17 protein-coding genes, 3 tRNA genes and 1 other RNA gene are annotated in these 18,051 nt (G+C 58.6%); 13 read left to right on the forward strand and 8 right to left on the reverse strand.

All coding sequences use genetic code 11. The annotated features are described in order from the left end of the window. Positions 1-208 precede the first annotated feature (208 nt). Positions 209-724, forward strand: a complete 516-nt coding sequence (locus HMPREF3098_RS04405) for a hypothetical protein (protein WP_035113319.1) — start codon at positions 209-211, stop codon at positions 722-724. Positions 725-1,304: 580 nt separating this feature from the next. Here HMPREF3098_RS04405 and HMPREF3098_RS11265 read toward each other — a convergent pair. Together HMPREF3098_RS11265 and HMPREF3098_RS12060 are read right to left on the reverse strand one after the other, a co-directional pair. Then, positions 1,305-1,694, reverse strand: coding sequence for a DDE-type integrase/transposase/recombinase (locus HMPREF3098_RS11265; RefSeq protein WP_141739664.1), 390 nt, complete (start codon positions 1,692-1,694; stop codon positions 1,305-1,307). 42 nt (positions 1,695-1,736) lie between these two features. Continuing rightward, entirely contained in the window at positions 1,737-2,063 is a 327-nt protein-coding gene (locus tag HMPREF3098_RS12060) for an IS3 family transposase (RefSeq protein WP_141739665.1), read from the reverse strand. A gap of 397 nt (positions 2,064-2,460) precedes the next feature. Here HMPREF3098_RS12060 and HMPREF3098_RS11970 point away from each other — a divergent pair, with 397 nt between their 5' ends. Next, entirely contained in the window at positions 2,461-2,592 is a 132-nt protein-coding gene (locus tag HMPREF3098_RS11970) for a hypothetical protein (protein WP_256364844.1), read from the forward strand. A gap of 178 nt (positions 2,593-2,770) precedes the next feature. Here the strand turns inward: HMPREF3098_RS11970 and HMPREF3098_RS04420 are convergent. Next, positions 2,771-2,843, reverse strand: a tRNA-Asn gene (locus HMPREF3098_RS04420). 240 nt (positions 2,844-3,083) lie between these two features. Here HMPREF3098_RS04420 and HMPREF3098_RS04425 point away from each other — a divergent pair. Together HMPREF3098_RS04425 and HMPREF3098_RS04430 are read left to right on the forward strand one after the other, a co-directional pair. Continuing rightward, a tRNA-Ile gene (locus tag HMPREF3098_RS04425) sits at positions 3,084-3,157 on the forward strand. 194 nt (positions 3,158-3,351) lie between these two features. Next, complete coding sequence (locus tag HMPREF3098_RS04430; RefSeq protein ID WP_141739666.1) at positions 3,352-4,611, forward strand: magnesium and cobalt transport protein CorA; 1,260 nt, start codon at positions 3,352-3,354, stop codon at positions 4,609-4,611. Here the strand turns inward: HMPREF3098_RS04430 and HMPREF3098_RS04435 are convergent. Next, positions 4,589-5,458 (reverse strand): serine hydrolase domain-containing protein, encoded by an 870-nt coding sequence (locus HMPREF3098_RS04435; protein WP_070434153.1) that lies wholly within the window; start codon positions 5,456-5,458, stop codon positions 4,589-4,591. The two genes, HMPREF3098_RS04430 and HMPREF3098_RS04435, sit on opposite strands and share 23 nt — an antisense overlap. After that, the gene (locus tag HMPREF3098_RS04440) at positions 5,451-5,840 is read right to left on the reverse strand and encodes an acyl carrier protein (RefSeq protein ID WP_070434154.1); all 390 of its coding nucleotides are present in this window, start codon (positions 5,838-5,840) and stop codon (positions 5,451-5,453) included. The genes HMPREF3098_RS04435 and HMPREF3098_RS04440 overlap by 8 nt, the downstream gene beginning before the upstream one ends. An 80-nt stretch (positions 5,841-5,920) precedes the next feature. Between HMPREF3098_RS04440 and HMPREF3098_RS04445 the strand changes: the two genes are divergently transcribed. After that, the gene (locus tag HMPREF3098_RS04445; RefSeq protein ID WP_141739667.1) at positions 5,921-6,949 is read left to right on the forward strand and encodes an alpha/beta fold hydrolase; all 1,029 of its coding nucleotides are present in this window, start codon (positions 5,921-5,923) and stop codon (positions 6,947-6,949) included. On the opposite strand, the gene aceE is transcribed toward HMPREF3098_RS04445, so the two are convergent. Continuing rightward, positions 6,946-9,699: a pyruvate dehydrogenase (acetyl-transferring), homodimeric type gene (gene aceE, locus HMPREF3098_RS04450; RefSeq protein ID WP_070434156.1), complete on the reverse strand. Its 2,754-nt coding sequence runs from the start codon at positions 9,697-9,699 to the stop codon at positions 6,946-6,948. The two genes, HMPREF3098_RS04445 and aceE, sit on opposite strands and share 4 nt — an antisense overlap. 347 nt (positions 9,700-10,046) lie before the next feature. Here aceE and HMPREF3098_RS04455 point away from each other — a divergent pair, with 347 nt between their 5' ends. The 3 genes from HMPREF3098_RS04455 (at position 10,047) to HMPREF3098_RS04465 (ending at position 11,675) form a co-directional block, all read left to right on the forward strand. Beyond that, positions 10,047-10,463 (forward strand): DUF3052 domain-containing protein, encoded by a 417-nt coding sequence (locus HMPREF3098_RS04455; protein ID WP_070434179.1) that lies wholly within the window; start codon positions 10,047-10,049, stop codon positions 10,461-10,463. A gap of 83 nt (positions 10,464-10,546) precedes the next feature. Further along, positions 10,547-10,619 (forward strand) — tRNA-Val (locus tag HMPREF3098_RS04460). Between the two features lie 93 nt (positions 10,620-10,712). Next, a complete protein-coding gene (locus tag HMPREF3098_RS04465) occupies positions 10,713-11,675 on the forward strand; it encodes an SURF1 family cytochrome oxidase biogenesis protein (protein ID WP_168155990.1) in 963 nt (320 codons plus the stop codon). On the opposite strand, the gene HMPREF3098_RS04470 is transcribed toward HMPREF3098_RS04465, so the two are convergent. Both HMPREF3098_RS04470 and HMPREF3098_RS04475 read right to left on the reverse strand, forming a co-directional pair. Next, the gene (locus HMPREF3098_RS04470; protein ID WP_070434157.1) at positions 11,672-12,166 is read right to left on the reverse strand and encodes a low molecular weight protein-tyrosine-phosphatase; all 495 of its coding nucleotides are present in this window, start codon (positions 12,164-12,166) and stop codon (positions 11,672-11,674) included. The genes HMPREF3098_RS04465 and HMPREF3098_RS04470 overlap by 4 nt on opposite strands. Before the next feature lie 14 nt (positions 12,167-12,180). After that, on the reverse strand, positions 12,181-12,849 hold the full coding sequence (locus HMPREF3098_RS04475) for an HAD hydrolase-like protein (RefSeq protein ID WP_070434158.1): 669 nt from the start codon (positions 12,847-12,849) through the stop codon (positions 12,181-12,183). 91 nt (positions 12,850-12,940) lie between these two features. Here HMPREF3098_RS04475 and HMPREF3098_RS04480 point away from each other — a divergent pair, with 91 nt between their 5' ends. From HMPREF3098_RS04480 to HMPREF3098_RS04500, 5 genes are all read left to right on the forward strand, one after another. Continuing rightward, entirely contained in the window at positions 12,941-14,107 is a 1,167-nt protein-coding gene (locus HMPREF3098_RS04480) for a Nif3-like dinuclear metal center hexameric protein (RefSeq protein WP_070434159.1), read from the forward strand. Continuing rightward, positions 14,104-14,820, forward strand: a complete 717-nt coding sequence (locus HMPREF3098_RS04485; protein ID WP_070434160.1) for a zinc ribbon domain-containing protein — start codon at positions 14,104-14,106, stop codon at positions 14,818-14,820. The genes HMPREF3098_RS04480 and HMPREF3098_RS04485 overlap by 4 nt, the downstream gene beginning before the upstream one ends. Before the next feature lie 57 nt (positions 14,821-14,877). Next, positions 14,878-16,038, forward strand: coding sequence for a bifunctional RNase H/acid phosphatase (locus HMPREF3098_RS04490; RefSeq protein ID WP_070434161.1), 1,161 nt, complete (start codon positions 14,878-14,880; stop codon positions 16,036-16,038). A gap of 13 nt (positions 16,039-16,051) precedes the next feature. Further along, positions 16,052-16,494: RNase P RNA component class A (gene rnpB / locus HMPREF3098_RS04495), an RNA gene on the forward strand. A gap of 69 nt (positions 16,495-16,563) precedes the next feature. Then, positions 16,564-18,027, forward strand: coding sequence for an RNB domain-containing ribonuclease (locus HMPREF3098_RS04500; RefSeq protein ID WP_070434162.1), 1,464 nt, complete (start codon positions 16,564-16,566; stop codon positions 18,025-18,027). The last annotated feature ends 24 nt before the right edge of the window (positions 18,028-18,051 follow it).

Here is an 18,051-nt window from a genome sequence, read left to right on the forward strand (position 1 = left end):
CTGATGTTTCTTCGGAGACATAGTTGTCATAATGTTTCATCCTTCAGACTATGTGGTGGAACCCCACACTCAAACCATCTGACACTCTCACGTAAACACGTAGACGTAAGAAAACTGAACTGATAGCCTCCCAAATGGGTACGGTCCACGACCGGACAAAACCAAGCCACCGAGGTTTCAGACCTTCAGGCAGGAGACAACACAACCCATGTTAAGAGCACGCCAAATCGCAGCAGTAGGACTCGCTCTAGCCCTACCATTCACCAGCACCCACACTGCAAATGCAGCAGAAGCCCCAGTACACGCCACCGCCAAAGAGCGTCAGCTTCTCGAAGCACCAAAAGACCAACGCCTAGCCCCACAAGCAGAAGACGTTGAGCAAGCACTAAAGCTCATCGACTCCATCCCAGATGAAGTCCTGCAAAAAGGCGACAAAGCAACACAACAATGGATCGCCGAGCATCAAGCAACAGCCACACGAGCAAGCGTCGCTGGATGCACGACAGCCATCGCTTTCTTCATAGGCACTAACGCCGTAAGTCTCGGAAAAATCGTTAAAATCAAGCGCCTAATTAAGGATCTAGGCGGCCTCAAGGAAGCAGTACAAATCATGTGGGGAGCCAGCTTCTCCTACGAAAAAATGCAAGCCGCTGGTGGTACCCTCGCAGCCCTCGCTGGAGAGTTCTTCGGGGTCACAAGCATCCGTAACGAATGCTTCCAATAAAACAAGTCATCGAAGGTTAAGGAAATGTTCGAAAAAGGACTCGTAATAACCGGAGGAACAGCACTACTAGTAGCTGCAATATTTTGGGGAATCGATGGGAAACCCCTCATCGCTTCCGGATGCGCCCTCGCAGCCCTAGTCGTCTTCTGGTGCTGGAAATACACACCACAAAACGACAACCGAAAGCCAACTACAGCAAATAACCCCACTCCTCAAGAAGTCCCTCAATACCGCAAAGACAACCCTGGCATTTCAATAACCCACGCAGTCAGATTCCTCAAAGGCCAAAACTAGCTAAACCACAAACAGGAAACCCCAGCCTGCAAGACACAGCAGCTGGGGTTCTCTTACCCAATAAAACCAAAATTGGAGAACCACCCTCACCCCATACACTGAAGTGTCTCGGGTTTTGTTCCTAGGTTTGTGCCTTGATTTCCATTATTTCTTGGGAAGGGTTGCGACTCCAAAACTCTGATTCAACATTCGCCGGCGCCCGGTAGCTCAGGCTCTGGTGGAGCCTTGATTCGTTCCACTAGGTCACCCACTCAGACGTGGCAATCTCGACATCAACCACGTCGGTCTACAACCTGGTATGAATCAGTTCGTTGTTGTAGGAACCGTTGACGTTTTCAGCCAGTGTATTGTCATAACAGTCACCAGCAGTGCCGGTCGACGCGATAGTTCCATGCTCAGCAAGACGCTCATTGTAGATAATGCTCACATATTGCGAGCCGTGATCCGAGTGGTGAACTAGACCGGTGGTCTTCTTGGCGCACACAATGGGCTGATTGAGTGCTTGCAACGGCAACGCTTCGGTGCGCATCGAATCAGACAACGCCCAGCCGACGATCCTACGGGAGAACACATCAGTCACGAAGGTGGCGTACACGAACCCTTTTCTGGTGCGCACATAGGTAATGTCTGCCACCCATAGCCGATTTGGCCCACAGGCTCGATACGCACGACCCACTAAGTCGGGGCGAGTGTTGGGGTCCCTTGGGCTTTTGTGTCGTCATGGGAGACCGGCTTTTACCTTTGTGCCAGACACACCTGCAAGGCGCATCAGACGCGCGGTCTGTTCATGTCCAATGTCGATTCCTTCACGGCGCAGCGCGTGCCACATTGTGCGAATTCCGTAGACACCGTAGTTTTGTTTATGAATTTCGGTCATGCGCTCTACTAGGGTGGCGTCGCGAAGGCTATGGACACTTATTCCCCGAGTCTTAGATTGGCGGTACCCACGATAGGTAAGGAAACCGCCAACACGGTGGGTGTTTAACGTCGTGCAGATGAACTCGACGGTGAAATGATTCCGGTGTTTATCGATGAGCTGGATCATTTCTTAACGTTGTGGGTCGAGTTCCGTGGCGAAAAAAGTTGACGCGGCCTTTAGCAGCTCGTTGGTGTCGCGAAGTTCTTGATTCTCACGCCGAAGCTTGGCTACCTCTGCCACGAGGTTTTCGGGCAACGGCTCGGCAATACGACCGTCGCGGCGAGCAGTTTGTGTCCACTGCCGAGCTGTCTGCCATGAGACGCTCAGCTTCGGCGCCACTGCCCTGGCAGGCGGCCTGCATCGACATGTTCTCGGCCAGGATGTGGTCCTCCACCAAGCGAACGACGCGGCCCTTCGCATCCTGATCAAATTTTCTTGGCGTGTTCCAGATTTTCACATCTACTCAGACAGAACAAAACCTGGGACACTTCACTCTTGTGCGTCCGCTACGTGAGTTTGAGGAATGGATGCGCACCGGGGCGAAGCCCCCGCCACCGCCGTTGCCGAAGGCGCAGACGATTCAGCGGATCGTGGACGAGAATGCGCGGAATCCTCCGAACCAGTGAAACTACGAATGACCCCCGTCATGGGTTGAGCTTATGCTCCCTGTGGTGGGGGTCTTTTTTGCGTCTCGGGTGACAACAACGTGACGACATTTTGACGACAATAGGCGCTAAAACAGGCTAAAACACACTGAAACCCAACACCCGTGCAGAACACGAAAAACCCCGCCCTACCAGCTATTTAGCCTGATAAGACGGGGTGTGCGATTGCTCCCCCAACTGGGCTCGAACCAGTGACCCTTCGATTAACAGTCGAATGCTCTGCCAACTGAGCTATGGGGGAATATGTTTCTGTACTCAGCGCCGGTGCGCTGTGCAACGAGTCCATACTCTATATTGCTTTTGGTTGAACTTACAAATCGCCACGTCAGACGGATGATTCCTAGGTTTGTGAAGGCGAGGAAATTCAAAGGCAAGGGGGTAGATCTCAAGAGGATAGGGTTGTAAGGAGGGTTGTAAGGAGGGATGGAAGGAGGGGGTAGATTTCAGAGGGGATTGGCAATGTGGTTGAATCTTGATTGCTGGGGCTATAGCTCAGTCGGTTAGAGCCGCGGACTCATAATCCGCTGGTCGCGGGTTCGAGCCCCGCTAGCCCCACAATTTACATTTCCCCAGTTCGTTTACGAGCTGGGGTTTTGCTGTCTCTAGGCCGGGGTAGCTCCATAGTGCCTCCGCGCGGTAAAGTGAATTGTTTGATGAGGGGTCGCGCTCGCGCCTGCGCGAGTGGCCCCAATGTGCGCAGGGTGAAGCTTTCGGGTGTCATCTGTTCGATCCGGATAAGGAGCTCAAGTATGACGAATAACCGAGCCAACGACCCGCGTCGGGATAGTCGAGCAGCCCGTTTGCGCAAGCTTGATCGCCCCCTTGCTTCTAATGGGAGTGCGCGCAGGGACGATGCGGCGTCGATGAAAAAGACGGCCACTACAAAAACAACAGCCCTCGGCGACGGCGCAGGAATCCCCAGCCGGCGTCCCACAGTGCCCGGTGCCCGCAAAGTGAGCCTGTCGCGCCTCACCCGGTCAGCGAAGAAGCCCAAGGCCGGTCTCACAGTACCCGTGCAGCGCGCCGTCGATCACTGTCGCGTGATTATCGATGGTGAGGCCAAGCCAGGGGAGTACACCATGCTGGCGGCTCGGCGAGAGGTGGAAGAACTAGGGCAGGGATTCGTATGGCTGAGCCTCAATCAACCAGATGAGTTTCAGATGGATCGTGTGGCGGAAGAATTCGACATACATCCACTGATCGTCGAGGACGTCATTGTGGCCCACCAACGACCCAAGATTGAACGCTACGATGACCAACTGTTCTTCGTCGTGCGCGACGTGCACTACGTAGAGGAAGAGCAAGTCACCAACACCCGCGAAATCATTAGCACGGGTGAGGTTCAGATGATCATCGGCCACGACTTCATCGTGACCATCCGCCACAACTCGGAACCCATCGAACCGTTGCAGCACCTCGCCAACGAACCCGAATTGCGCGACATGGGCCCCATTGCGCTGGCCTGGAAAGTCGCCGACCTCATGGTTGATGAGTACGCCCGCATTGCGCAGTTGTTAAGCGAGGAAGTCGATCTGCTGGAGGAAGAAGTCTTCACCCCAGGCCGCCCCATCGATATTGAGCACATTTACATGTATAAACGGGAAATCGTGGAAATGCGCCACGCCACAGAGCCGTTACTGCCCGCCCTCAAGGCGCTGTCCACTGATCACAAGGACAAAGTCAACAAGCTACTGCGAAGCTACTTCCGCGATGTGCTGGACCACGCGATCACCGCAACCCAGCGCGTAGAGGGTTTCGATTCACGCCTGACCTCGCTGATTGATGCATCCGTGGCAAAGATCACCCTGCAGCAAAACCAAGATATGCGCACCATCTCGGCTGTGGTTGGAATGGCGGCCGTCCCCACGCTCATCGCCGGCATTTACGGCATGAACTTTGACAATATGCCGGAGCTGCACATGCAATACGGCTACCCCGTCACGCTCCTGGTCATTTTGTTGGCTGTGCTCCTGATGTACGCCTGGTTTAAGAAGAACCACTGGCTGTAGCCGCCCAGATGCCCCCGTTGAAACCGTCCCACCGCTGCTTGGCCCAGTCTCCAAACGCGGTATCGGTCAGGACCACCGCAGCGCGGTTCGTGGGCCGGTGTACCCATAAGAACGTGCCGGACTGACCGAAGTGCCCCGCTACATCCGTGGGCATGTCAGCGCTCAGCCAGTGGGGGGACTTCTGGCCGTGTAGCTCAAACCCTAAACCCCACGGGCACGGAATTTGGCGCCCGTAGCCAGGGACCACTCCCGTCAGTTTGTCGTAGTGGACGGCGAGGGCCTCGCTGAGTGTGTGCTCGCTGAGCAAGGTGGGCGTCAAGAATTCACCGGCAAGCGCGGTCATGGAACGCAGATCGGAGCTGAAACCGTGCCCCGCGCTGCCTTCAACCAGGATGGAGATCCCGAGGGGTTCGCAGATGGCCTGAGCCACATACGTCGCAAAGGGGATCTCGGTGGCACGCTCTAGGTACTCGGCGAGGATCTCGTAACCCGCGGAGGAATAGATGCGGCGATCGTGGGCCGGTTTTTCCTGTGCGTGTTCTTTGAAACCCACGCCAGAGGCATGCGCCAGTAGGTCACGGATTGTCGGTGGGGCATTGCCCTCAAGCGTTTCCACCAGATCCGCATCCACGCGGTCGTCCAGTTCGAACGCGCCTTCTTCCACGGCGATGAGGAGCGCGTAGGCGGTCACTAGTTTGCTCACGCTGGCTAGCGCAAACGTGTCGGTTTCGGAGCAGTTGCGTACCTCGGTGGTGGTGTCACCGTCGTGGATCACCGCGGCGGCGGCTTTGCCCACCGGCCAGTCGTGGATCTCGCGCAGGCGGTCGGCCAACGCAGTGTCAGTCACGCTGCTCACCCTTCTCGCTCTGCTTTCGCTCCACCAGTTCCACCAGATCGCCTACCGTGGAGGCCTGCATAATGTCGTCTTCCTCAATTCGCACGCCAAACTTTTCCTCCAGGCGCACCGCGGTATCCACCTTGGACAGCGAGTCCACATTAAGGTCCTCATCCAACCTCGCGTTACTGTTCATCTCTTCGCGCTCGATACCTGTCGTCGCCTCCAGAATGCGGGTCACTTCGCCCAGCACCTTGCCATTCTCCAGCTGGTCGTGGTGGTTTTCTTTTGCCGACGCCACGCTGGACCCAGTCACGTTTCCCCCTAGGCTCTGGGCGAGCTTCCGTTTGGTGTCCTCAGAAATTCCGCTGGTGGAGCCCTCGGCAGTAGACATGCATTCTCCTTATAACCCGGTTCGGGTGCATTAGAGTATTTGAGTCAAAGATGTGCCGTTTATCTTAGCAAGGAGCAACCGTGCCGCAGGTATCCAAAACTCGTGGAGTAATGCGAGTGGTCAGGGCGTGGTGGCGTCGGTTCAAAAAACGGATGCGCAGCGCGGCCGACGAGGTGCCGGGGTTAACCAACGTCGACCACGTGCGATGGTTGTGCGCTGACGATGGGGCGAGGTTGCGGGTATTTGAGGTCGAGGGGCAGGCTGCCGGCGCCGAGGGCGGGGTGAACGTGATTTATGCGCATGGGTTCACCCTCAGTGCGCAATCATGGTGCTTCCAAGTTCAGGCGCTGCGCGGTGAGCACACGATTGCCACGCAGTTGATACCGGACTTACGTGGGCACGCCGGTAGCGCCGGGGGACATGAGGCCCACCAGGAGCAGGTGATGCTGGGGACCGACTTAACGGCGCGGGACTTGGTTCTGATGATTCGTCAGCTGGCTCCTCGGGGGCCGTTGGTGCTGGTGGGGCATTCGCTTGGGGTGATGACTGTGTTGGGGGCGCTGCGGCACATGACGCCAGCGGAACGCGACCGCGTGCAGGGGATCGTTGTCGCCAACGGTGCTATCGACCCCTTTGCGGCGCGCGGAGTGACTCGTATGCTGCGAGCGCTGCCCGTGCGAGCCATGCGCGCGGCCGGGCACCACACGCCCGCGTTTGCCGAAGGGGTCAAAGAGCGGGTTGAGTGGCTGATCAAACCGGTTATTGCAGCGGCGGTGTACTACGGATCCCTAGAGCAAGGGAAATCCGCGCGCTATGACGTAGTAGATTTTCACGCACGCGAGATCGAAAGCGTGCCGATGCGCACGATCCTGGGTTACTTGGATGACCTCACTAGCCACGACGAACGCGATAGTGTGCCCTACCTGCGCACGATCCCCGGGGTCATCCTGGCAGGGTGCAACGACACGGTGGCCACGCCCGAGCAATCATGGATCATGGCAGAACTATGGCCGGCTGCGGAATTGCGTGAATTCGACGAAGCCGGCCACATGTTGCCCGTGGAGCGCCCGGAGGATGTGAATCGGGCGATCAGGGCCTGTTTGGGTTAGACCGCGGTGGGGTCATCTATCTGCAAGCGCTTGGCGGCTTCGCTGACCACTGAACGCTCGATCTTGCCTTCGCGAGCGAGACCGAGGAGGACGGCGACTGTGACGGACGCGGCGTCGATATTGAAGTATCGACGTGCGGCCTCGCGAGTGTCCGAGAAGCCGAATCCATCGGCCCCCAGTACCACGTACTCGCCGGGAACCCATTTGCGAATCTGCTCGGGAACACCGGTGGTGAAATCGGACACAGCGACGAACGGGCCCGTGGCATCTTGCAGAGTTTGCTGCAAGAACGGCACGCGGGGCTCTGCGGCGGGATCGCGAAGCTCTGCCAGCTCGGCTGCGTGGCCGTCACGCGCGAGTTCATTCCAACTGGTCACGGAATACACGTTGACGTTGACATCGTAGTCGGCCAGCATTTGCTTGGCCTCGATGGCGGCCGACATACCCACGCCCGAGGCCAGGATATTCGCGGTGAACTGCAGCTTTTCGGCCTCGCCAGAATCCGCCAGGCGGTCCGCAGGGGAGTACAAATAGATCCCCTTGAGCAGGCCGTCGACGTCTAAGTCCTCTGGCGCCGCAGGCTGATGCATCGGCTCGTTGTAGACGGTGAGGTAGTAAATGACGTTCTCGCCGCGCCCTTCGCCGTACATCCGATCGATTCCCTCGCGTGCGATGTAAGCGATCTCGTAGGCAAAGGCAGGGTCGTAGGAGACCACGGCTGGGTTCGTCGCCGCCAGCAGCGGGGAGTGCCCGTCCATGTGTTGCAGGCCCTCACCAGTCAGCGTGGTGCGACCGGCGGTGGCGCCGATGAGGAAACCACGGGCCATTTGATCGCCAGCTGCCCAGATGGAATCACCCGTGCGCTGAAAACCGAACATAGAGTAGAAGAGGTACAGCGGAATCATTGCCTCGCCGTGAGTGGCATAAGACGTGCCGGCAGCGATGAACGATGCCATCGAACCGGCTTCGTTGATGCCCTCGTGCAGGATTTGGCCCTCCGTGGATTCGCGGTAGGAGAGCATCAAGTCGTGATCCACCGGGGTGTAGTTCTGGCCGTGCGGGTTGTAAATCTTCAGCGTGGGGAACCAGGAATCCAATCCGAACGTGCGGGCCTCGTCGGGGATGATGGGTACCAGGCGCTTTTTGATCTCGTCGTCGCGCATCAGGTCCTTGAAGATGCGCACCAAGGCCATGGTGGTGGCGACCTCTTGTTTGCCTGAACCCTTGAGCGCGGATTTCAATGTTTCTACGCCGGGTACCTGCAGCGGCTTGTACGCCTCTCGGCGCTCGGGGAGGAACCCGCCCAGCTCTTTACGCCGATTGAGCATGTATTTGACTTCGTCCGAATCCGGTCCTGGGTTGTAGTAAGGGGGCAGGTACGGATCCTTCTCCAGCTCCTCATCGGTGATCGGCACACCCTGTTTGTCGCGGAAGAGTTTGAGGTCGTCGAGTGTGAGTTTCTTCATCTGGTGGGTGGCGTTTCGACCCTCGAAGTTGTGGCCCAGACCATACCCCTTGATGGTGTGCGCCAAGATGACCGTTGGTTGGTCCTTGGTTTCCAGTGCTTTCTTGTAGGCGGCGTAGATCTTACGGTAGTCATGACCGCCACGGCGTAGGTTCCAGATTTCCTCATCCGTCATGTCCTCGACCAGCTTGGCTGCGCGTGGATCGCGGTTGAAGAAGTACTCGCGCACGTAAGCGCCGTCATTGGCCTTGAACGTCTGGAAATCGCCGTCGGGGGTCTTGTTCATTAGGTCGACCAGCACACCGTCGGTGTCTTTCTCCAGGAGTGCATCCCATTCGCGCCCCCAGACAACTTTGATGACATTCCATCCTGCGCCGCGGAAGAAACTCTCCAGCTCCTGAATGATCTTCGTGTTACCGCGAACCGGGCCGTCCAAACGCTGCAGGTTGCAGTTGATCACGAACGTGAGGTTGTCCAGATTATTCAACGCGGCGAACTGGATGAGGCCGCGCGATTCTGGCTCGTCCATCTCGCCGTCGCCGAGGAAGGCCCAGACGTGCTGGTCGGAAGTGTCCTTGAGCCCACGACCGTGGAGGTATTTGTTGAAGCGTGCCTGGTAGATCGCATCCATTGGGCCCAAGCCCATGGACACGGTCGGGAATTCCCAGAACTTCGGCATGCCGTGTGGGTGTGGGTAGGAAGGCAGGCCGTGCCCTGGCCGAGACGCTTCTTGGCGGAACCCGTCCAGATCCTCTTCATTCAAGCGGCCTTCCAAGTAGGCGCGGGCGTACATGCCTGGGGAGGCGTGGCCTTGGAAGAACACGTGGTCGCCCCCGCCCGGGTGGTCCTTCCCGCGGAAGAAGTGGTTCAACCCCACCTCGTATAGTGGGGCAGCGCCGGCGTAGGTCGAAATGTGCCCGCCCACACCGATGCCTGGGCGTTGCGCGCGGTGCACCATGATCGCGGCATTCCAGCGGATCCAGCGCCGGTAACGCTTTTCCATCTCTTCGTCGCCCGGGAAGTCCGGCTCCATCGTGGTGGGGATGGTGTTGACGTAGTCGGTGGACAGGAGGGGTGGCAGCGCCACTCGCTTGGCCGTTGCGCGCTCCAGTAGACGCAGCATGAGGTAGCGGCCACGTTCCGGTCCCGCTTCCTCCAGCAGGCCGTCCAGCGAATCCATCCACTCTTGGGTTTCTTCGGGGTCGTGGTCTTTTAAGTACGACGCCACGCCGTCCCTGATTAGGGTGAAGTTACTGTCACGGGATTTCTGCTCGTCATCGGCCATGTTGCAGCCCTCCTTGTAGGAATCGGTCGGCACTGGGTCGGGGTGGCCCGGTGCCCGCAGTACACACCTTCCGAACTTACAACTAAAAACCGAGACGTGTCTTGGGTGGATATAGAGGTATAACCAGATCAGTTGGGATCACGCCGATTTTGGGCATGCTGGAACATTCCCGGTGCAAATGTCCCCGATTGTGTTAATTTCAATGGAAGTGGTTGCCATGGGCGTGGCCGTGTTCGATGAACGTGGTGGCGTCGGTAACCAAAAGAACAAAAAGTAGTGCAACGAAGGAAAGGTAATAAACCACTGTGGGTAACGCCCCTGGATCAGCCGTCGACAAGGCGGATGCCATGGACCAAGGTCAGGCAGGCCACGACTGGGCGGCTGTGTTGAGTATTTCGTCCGATGACGTCGTTCAGGAACTCGGATGGGATGAGGATTGCGACTCGTCCATCAGTGAGGGAGTTGAAGACGCTTTGGGGGAGGCGCTGCTGGATTTCGACACCGATGAGGTGGTGGACGTTGTGCTGCTGTGGTGGCGCGCGGACGACGGTGACCTTGTGGATGGGCTCGTGGATGCAACGCGCAACCTCAGTGATGACGGTCGTATCTGGTTGCTCACACCCGCGCCAGGTAAAAGTGGTGCGCTCGAGCCCGCAGACGTAGCCGAATCCGCGCAGTTGGCTGGCATGGTTCAGACCAAATCTGATCGTTTTGGAAACTGGCAAGGCGCATGTCTTGTTAACCGCGGTTACAAAAAGCAGTAGCGTTGAGGAAGGCCTCGAAAAAGCCTTTCTGACCAGCGGTTTGGTTAAGTGCGTAGGTATCGTGTTAGGGTAATACCTGCTTCGCGCCTTTAGCTCAGCTGGAAGAGCAGCTGGTTTACACCCAGCAGGTCGGCGGTTCGAACCCGTCAGGGCGCACAATGATGAAGAAACCCCATCGGTACACTATGTGGCCGGTGGGGTTCGTTTTCGTCTGAACGCGGTATTGCAGGTGCGCATAGAGTGGAACAGGTGAACCAAGTGGCAGCGACAGATGGTAAAAGCACCCAGCGGGCAGGGTGGAAAGTGTTTCTCACTCCTAGTTGGATTGCCATTGCGATTCTAGTGTTGATGTTCACCTATTTCGCGTTTTCATTCCTTGCGCCGTGGCAATTGGGGAAGGGTGAGCGTAAGAGCGAAACTAATCATCGACTGCAGGCGGCCTTAGAGCACGATCCAGTTCCCGCCGGAGAAGTACTACCCGACCAAGGCCCCGTGGGCACTGACAAGGAGTGGACACACGTATCCCTCCAGGGGCAGTTCGAACCCGCCAAGGAGGTGTTGCTCCACAATCGGCCTGTGGATTCCAATCCCGCTTTCCAGCTGCTCACTCCGTTTAAGACCACAGACGGGCTGACGGTCTTAGTGAACCGCGGGTGGATCCCCCCAGCCGAGGGCGTGAAAGCCGTCGATATTCCAGCGCCGCCGACGGGGCAACGTACTGTCACCGGCTTCGTTCGACTGGGTGAAGGCAGTACCTCTGATGTGGTAAATGCTGACGGTGTACCACAAACTCAGGTGATCAACACGAGCACCATCGGCAAGGCGCAAGGAATCGAACTAGCCCACGATTACGTGCAATTGGATGCTGAAAGCTTGAATGCCATGAATGAGGCAACAGGGAATGAGGCAACAGGTAGCGGGGACAACAAGCCTCGGCCCATTCCGCTACCGCAGTTGGATAATGGCCCGCACCTGTCTTACGGCATTCAGTGGATCGCGTTTGGCATCCTTGCGCCCATTGGGTTGGCTTGGGCGATTCGCAACGAATGGCGCGAACGTAAATTGGAAGAAAAGGATCGGGCAGCCGCGGTTGCACCGGAAACCGCCGAGCCAAACCAATTGGTCGATCGATATGGCCGCCAGCGCACGCACCTCGGAGATAGGTCGGGCTTTGGCGGGCGTAGTAAAAACAAGGGTGGCGAGCGCTTCTAGGCGCCAGCTTCCACCTGCTTGCGAACGAAATTGGTGATGCCAGGCAACGCGTTGTTGATTTCAAAGGCAGTGGTGGCAAACCCGCTCTCGGGGCCATAATATGGGTCATCTACTTCTGGGGCGTTGTGGTCATCGATCTCCCCGGTATGGCTGGCCGGATCGAATGCGCGGAATAGATAGATCTTGTGCGGATCCACACCGTTATCGATCAGTCCGCTGACGTGCCCATGATCCATCGCCAGGAACATGTCGGCATCCGCGTGTTCCGGACCGAATTGCGCGGCCACATGGGCAGTGCCATCATAACCATCCTGCTTGAGCTGTGCCACAGCGCGCCGGTCGGCACCGTCACCGACGTGCCAACCGCCCAGTCCGCATGAGTTCAAATCCACGGCATCGGCTAGACCTGCTTGCTCTAGGGCGGAGCGCAACATGACTTCGCCCATGGGGGATCGGCATATATTTCCCGTACACACAACAGAAATCTTCATATTTAAAACACTACCTAGCGCGCCAGGTCCGCCAATTGCTCAGGCGTGGCCACCACGAAATCGGCCTGCGCGCGCTCCTCATCGCTGCCGTATCCCCACTCCACGAGGGCAACGGGGATACCGTAGTGACGTGCCCCCTCGATATCGTGAATGCGGTCGCCCACCATGAGTAACTGCTGCGGGGCGGGCATCGCCCATCCCTGCTCGCGGCTGAGCTTCTGTAGTTCCTGCAGCGCAAACTCGACGACCTCGGCCTTCGCCCGGCGCGAGCCATCATCGCTGGCGGTGGCGATCACATCGAAATACTCGAGCATTCCAAAGTGTTGCAGTAGGCGAACCGCGGAGGACTCCGACTTGCTGGTTGCCGTACTCAAAACGTAACCAGCAGCTTTCCACTGTGCCAGCAGTTTCTTCATGCCGGGAAACTCTGCGGCCTGTTTCCACCCGACGGTCCGTTGGTGTACGAGATACGAATCCAACGTGGCGTCGAGTAAAGAGCCCTCTAACCCTAGCGACCGCATGGTCTCCACCATCGGCGGACCGGGAATGCGGCGAATAAAGTCCTCGCTCGGAGCCGGAATGCCGTTGTCCGCGAGGGCGTGCAGAAAACTGGCGCGGATACCGGGGTAGGAATCGGTGAGTGTACCGTCGACGTCAATAAGCAGAACTTTTGGATCCTTCACGCTGTCAAGTGTGCATGACGGGGCCGTCGCGGTGTCTGTGTTCTCGCTAGGGTGGGGGTGGAACAAGCTATGGGAAAGGACTATCCACCAGATGACCCCGCAGAAGAATCCAGGCAACACCACCGTTGCCGACGTGGTTTCGGCCATGGACCAGGCATACCCGCCGCACTTGGCCGAGGATTGGGACCGGGTCGGCCTGATCTGCGGGGATCCGGAGGCAGCGGTTGATCGTGTGGCGTTCGCGTTGGATTGTACTGATGCGGTTGCCCAGCGCGCGATCGACAGCGGCGCGCAGATGCTGGTTGTCCACCACCCATTGCTGCTGCGCGGGGTGAATTCCGTGGCAGCCAACACCCCCAAAGGGCGCGTGATTCACCAGCTGCTCACCAACGGGATCGCACTGTTTGCTGCGCACACCAATGCGGATTCCGCCCGCCCGGGTGTGAATGACAAACTGGCCGAGCTGCTGGGCGTGCACCCCGGCCGTCCGCTGCGCCCCATCGAAGAGCCACTGGATAAGTGGGGTTTCACGGTACCTATTACCGACGCCCCCACGGTCAAAGCCGCCGTTTTTGCAGCAGGGGCTGGCAATGTGGGCGAGTACGAGAAGGCGTGTTTTGAGTATCCGGTCACCGGGCAGTTCGCTCCGACAGATAGCGCCAATCCACATATCGGCCGCGCCGGGGGCGGGTTGGAGACCGTGGAGGAATTGCGTGTGGAGTTCGTAGCACCCCGGCGGATTCGGGAAAAGGTGCGGCGGGCGTTGCTCGATGTACACCCATATGAAGAGGTAGCCTATGACGTTGTAGATTCCCACACTGGCCCAGCGGATCAGGGTATTGGCCGTGTAGGCGAATTGGATACTCCTATGACTTTGCACGAATTCACCGTGCGGGTGGCCGAGCGCCTGCCGCAGACCAGGTGGGGTGTGCGCGCAGCTGGCGACCCGGGCACGATGATCCGCACCGTGGCCGTGGCAAGTGGAGCGGGGGATAGCTTCCTCACCCAGGTTGCGGGAATGGACGTGGATTGCTTCGTGACGAGCGACCTGCGCCATCACCCTGTGGATGAGCATTTGCGGATGGGTGGCTGCCCGGTAATTGATACTGCACACTGGGCATCGGAGTTTCCGTGGTGTGAGCAGGCTGCCGACGTTGTAGAGAGGGAAACGAACGTCACCACTACTGTCATCGATATCCGCACTGATCCATGGACAGTGCATGTGGGAGGAAGCTGGAATGAGAGGAATCCGGGATGAAGTGCACAGCTAAAGACCGAGAAGCGCTGCTGATTCTGGCCCGAGATTCGGAGAAGGAATCTATCTTGGAGGCGCGATTGGACTCGCTGCCTGAGCGCCACCGGGTGGACGAGCTGGAAGCAGAGCTGCGTGAACAGCGGGAACGCGAGGTGCGCACTCGGGCGAACCATCGAGAACACCGTGCTAGCGAGCACCGGCTGCGGCAAGACATAGCGAAGCTGCGCGCGCGGGCGAAGGCGAATACGGATGCCTTGAGTGCGGAGACCGACCCAGAAAAGCGGAAAGACCTTAAGCATGACCTGCGCAGCACTAGGGTGCGCCTTGATGCCTTGGAGAATCAATTGGGGCGCGTGGAGCGCGTGGCGGAGTGTTTCAGCCATGAGGACAACGTAGAAGCCGGCCCCGATATTGCACAGGCCCGCGAAGAGCTGCAACGAGCGGAAAATGCGGTTAAGGCCGACTTGGACGCCGTGCGTGCCAGGATCGCGCGGGCCAAAAGCGACTTAGCGCCCCAGGTCTTGGCAGCTTATGAGAGCCAGTTGGAAGAACACGGTGTGGGCGTGGCTGAACTCAAGGGGGTGACCTGCCAAGGGTGCTTCATGGAGCTGGACCCCATGAGCATGAAGGAATTCCGCACGACGGGCCTCGATCATTTACTGCGCTGCCCCGAGTGCAATGTGTTTTTGGTTCAGCCCACGGAGAAAACTTCCTAACCCGGCGCGGTAGTCTTTCCCAATAGTTATTTCGTTCACGAAAGGGGTACCTTCACCATGCGATTACGTTTGGAATGCGACGGCGGATCACGCGGAAATCCCGGGGTCGCGGGGGCGGGGAGTTCCATCGTGGATGCCGCCAGTGCGGTTCGCGGGAACAAGCAAGAACTTGCGGCGCGGTGGGAATACTTCGCCAAGGCAACAAACAACTTCGCGGAGTATTATGGTCTGCTCAATGGCTTGGCCTTGGCGACCGAGGTGGCGTCGAAAAAAGGGGTGAAACCCGGTGACGTGGAACTCGATGTGTTTATGGATTCCAAGCTGATCGTCGAGCAGATGAGTGGGCGCTGGAAAGTCAAGCACCCTGATTTGAAGCCTCTGGCTGCCAAAGCACAGCAGCTGGGTGCCGACTTTGCGGCGGTGAATTACACGTGGGTTCCGCGCGCGCAGAATAAACGCGCTGATGAATTGGCCAATCGCGCGATGGACGACGGCGAAGGTGGAGAGTGGTTCCAAGATATGACGGACAAATCTTCCCCTAGCGCTGAGCCCACCTCCAGTCCGGCGCCCACCTCCAGTTGGCACGGAGGTCGTCGTCCAGCCCGCTTTTTGCTGCTACGCCACGGGCAGACCCAGATGAGTGTGGATGGACAGTATTCCGGACTTTCTGATCCGGAGTTGACAGACATGGGGCAGTGGCAGGCAGAACAGGCTGCGCGGTTCCTCGCTAGCCGCGGTGGCGTTGCCGCTATCGTGAGTTCGCCGCTGCAGCGCGCTAAGCAGACGGCGTTGACCGCGGCATCGGCCTTAGGCATGGATGAGGAAGCTGTGGAAGTCGATGAGCGTTTGATTGAAATGGACTTCGGACATTGGGAGGGGCGCCGGTTTAGCGAAGTGAGAGACGACCACCCGGAAGAACAAGCGGAGTGTTTCGCCGATTGCACCAAGGCACCCCACGGGGGGGAAAGCCCGGAGCAGGTGTACCGCCGGGTGAGTGAGCTGATCGACGAGCTGACCGGGGAGTACGCAGGGAAGAACGTCCTGCTGGTCAGCCACGTCACGCCCATTAAATCCGTGCTGCGTTACGCCATGAATGCCGGGGGTGAGGTCTACCGGACCGTGCACCTTGATCTGGCCAGTTTGTCCATCGCCGAATTCTATGGCGGCGCAGCAACATTGGTGCGGGCAGTCAACGATACGCACTATTTGGTGGGGTAGGGTTAACTTCTGTCGAGACAGCCGGGTGATCGCGGCGCGTGGAACCAGCCGTTTAGTGCGGAAAGGCCAGGCGCGGAGGAAAGTCCGGACTCCATAGGGCGCGGTGGTTGCTAACGGCAACCCGGGGTGACCCGCGGGCTAGTGCCACAGAAAACAAACCGCCTGGCGCCTTCGGGCGTGCGGGTAAGGGTGAAAAGGTGCGGTAAGAGCGCACCAGCACCTCAGGTGACTGGGGTGGCTTGGTAAACCCCACCGGGAGCAAGGTCAAGTGTTTGCACTGCAGTCTTCGGGTTGATAGTGCGAGCGAGTTCGAGGGCGGCCCGCCCGTGTGATGAATAGGTAGACCGCTTGAGGCCACCAGCGATGGTCGGCACAGATGGATGATCGCCTCGTCCACGTCTTCCCCTCGGGGAGGGGGTGGATAGACAGAATCCGGCTCATAGGCTGTCTCGACCTACAACGTGTTTTTTTAAGACCAGCTGGGCGCGCCTTCACGCCGGCGCTGAGTGTGCCATTGTGGTGAGCATGAAACTTTTTGCCGCCGCACTTAACTTCAGTGATATTCGCCACGAGTTCTCCTTGCCGGATGACTTCCCCGAGGCGGTCCGCCAGGCTGCTGCTGAGGCCGGCGATCGATTGCCGGAGGGACGGCAGGATATGCGTGACGTGCCCTTTGTGACCATTGATCCAGCCGGATCCATGGACTTGGACCAGGCGGTACACATCGAGCCTGCGGAAGGGGTAGCAGCGCAAACCGCAGCGTGGCGGGTACGCTATGCCATCGCGGACGTGGCTGCATTCGTCGAACCAGGCGGGGTGGTGGAAGCCGAATCCCTGCGGCGTGGTCAAACCATCTACGTACCCGATGGGCCGGTCCGCTTGCATCCGGAAGAATTATCGGAAAACAGTGCATCGTTGCTGCCGAACCAAGACCGTCCTGCAGTGGTGTGGGACATGCTGGTGACCGCTGAGGGCGAGGTTGAGAACTTCACCGTGCGGCGATGCCTGGTGCGTTCCGTGGCCCGGTTCGATTACAACGGGGTGGAAGAGGATTTGCGCGCCGGGAAGCTGCACCCCTCGATCGCCCTGTTACCGGATGTGGGACGGTCCCGGCAGGGCTCCGATCTGCGCCGCCAAGCGATCAACCTGCGGGTGCCCAGCATCTCGGTGGAAAACGCTGAAGACACAGAAGCAGGTGCATTCCACCTGAGTATTGACCCGCGTCAGTCGATGAATGATTACAACGCCGAGCTTTCCCTAATGGCGGGTATGTGTGCGGGACGCATGATGGTGGAAGCTGGTGTGGGAATTCTAAGAACACTGCCCCCAGCCGACGAGAAGTCTCTGGCGAAGTTCGATACCGCGGCGGCAGCTTTGGGATACGAACGTGGGGATCGCTCCGTAGGGGAGTTGTTGGCGGAAGTGGACGCTTCTACGCCACAGGGAATGGCTTTAATGCGCGACGCCCAAAGCTTGCTCCGCGGTGCGAGTTACCAGGCGCTGGGTAGTGGCGAAAACGAGGAAGCCGCGATCCACTCGGGAATTGGTGGGCACTACGCACACGTGACTGCGCCGCTACGCCGGTTGGTGGATCGCTTTGCAACCGAAGTGTGCTTGGCTATCGCGGAGGGCAGGGAAGTGCCCGACTGGGTGCGTTCACGCATTCCGGAGGTGCTAGAGACGATGAAGTCCAGCGGGGCATTGGCATCCCAGGTGGATAAGGCCTGCCTCAAGCTCACGGAGGCCGTGGTGTTGCACCCCTGGGTCGGACAGGATTTCACCGCAGTGGTGTTGCATGCTTCGTCTGCGCAGGACAACAGCGATCGGTCGGCGACCTCCACGGTTTTCGTGGAAAACCCTCCGGTGATCGCGCCTTGCCGTGGTAACGGCGCTGACGGAGCTCCAGAAGAAGCCGCAACGGTCAGGGTCACGCTGGTGACGGCGGACGTGGACAGCCGGGAAATTCTGTTCACATGGCCGGCCGATTAAATCGGCCGCGCCGACGTGCCCGCC

Source organism: Corynebacterium sp. HMSC28B08 (assembly GCF_001806865.1).
In the GTDB taxonomy this organism is placed as follows: domain Bacteria; phylum Actinomycetota; class Actinomycetes; order Mycobacteriales; family Mycobacteriaceae; genus Corynebacterium; species Corynebacterium auriscanis.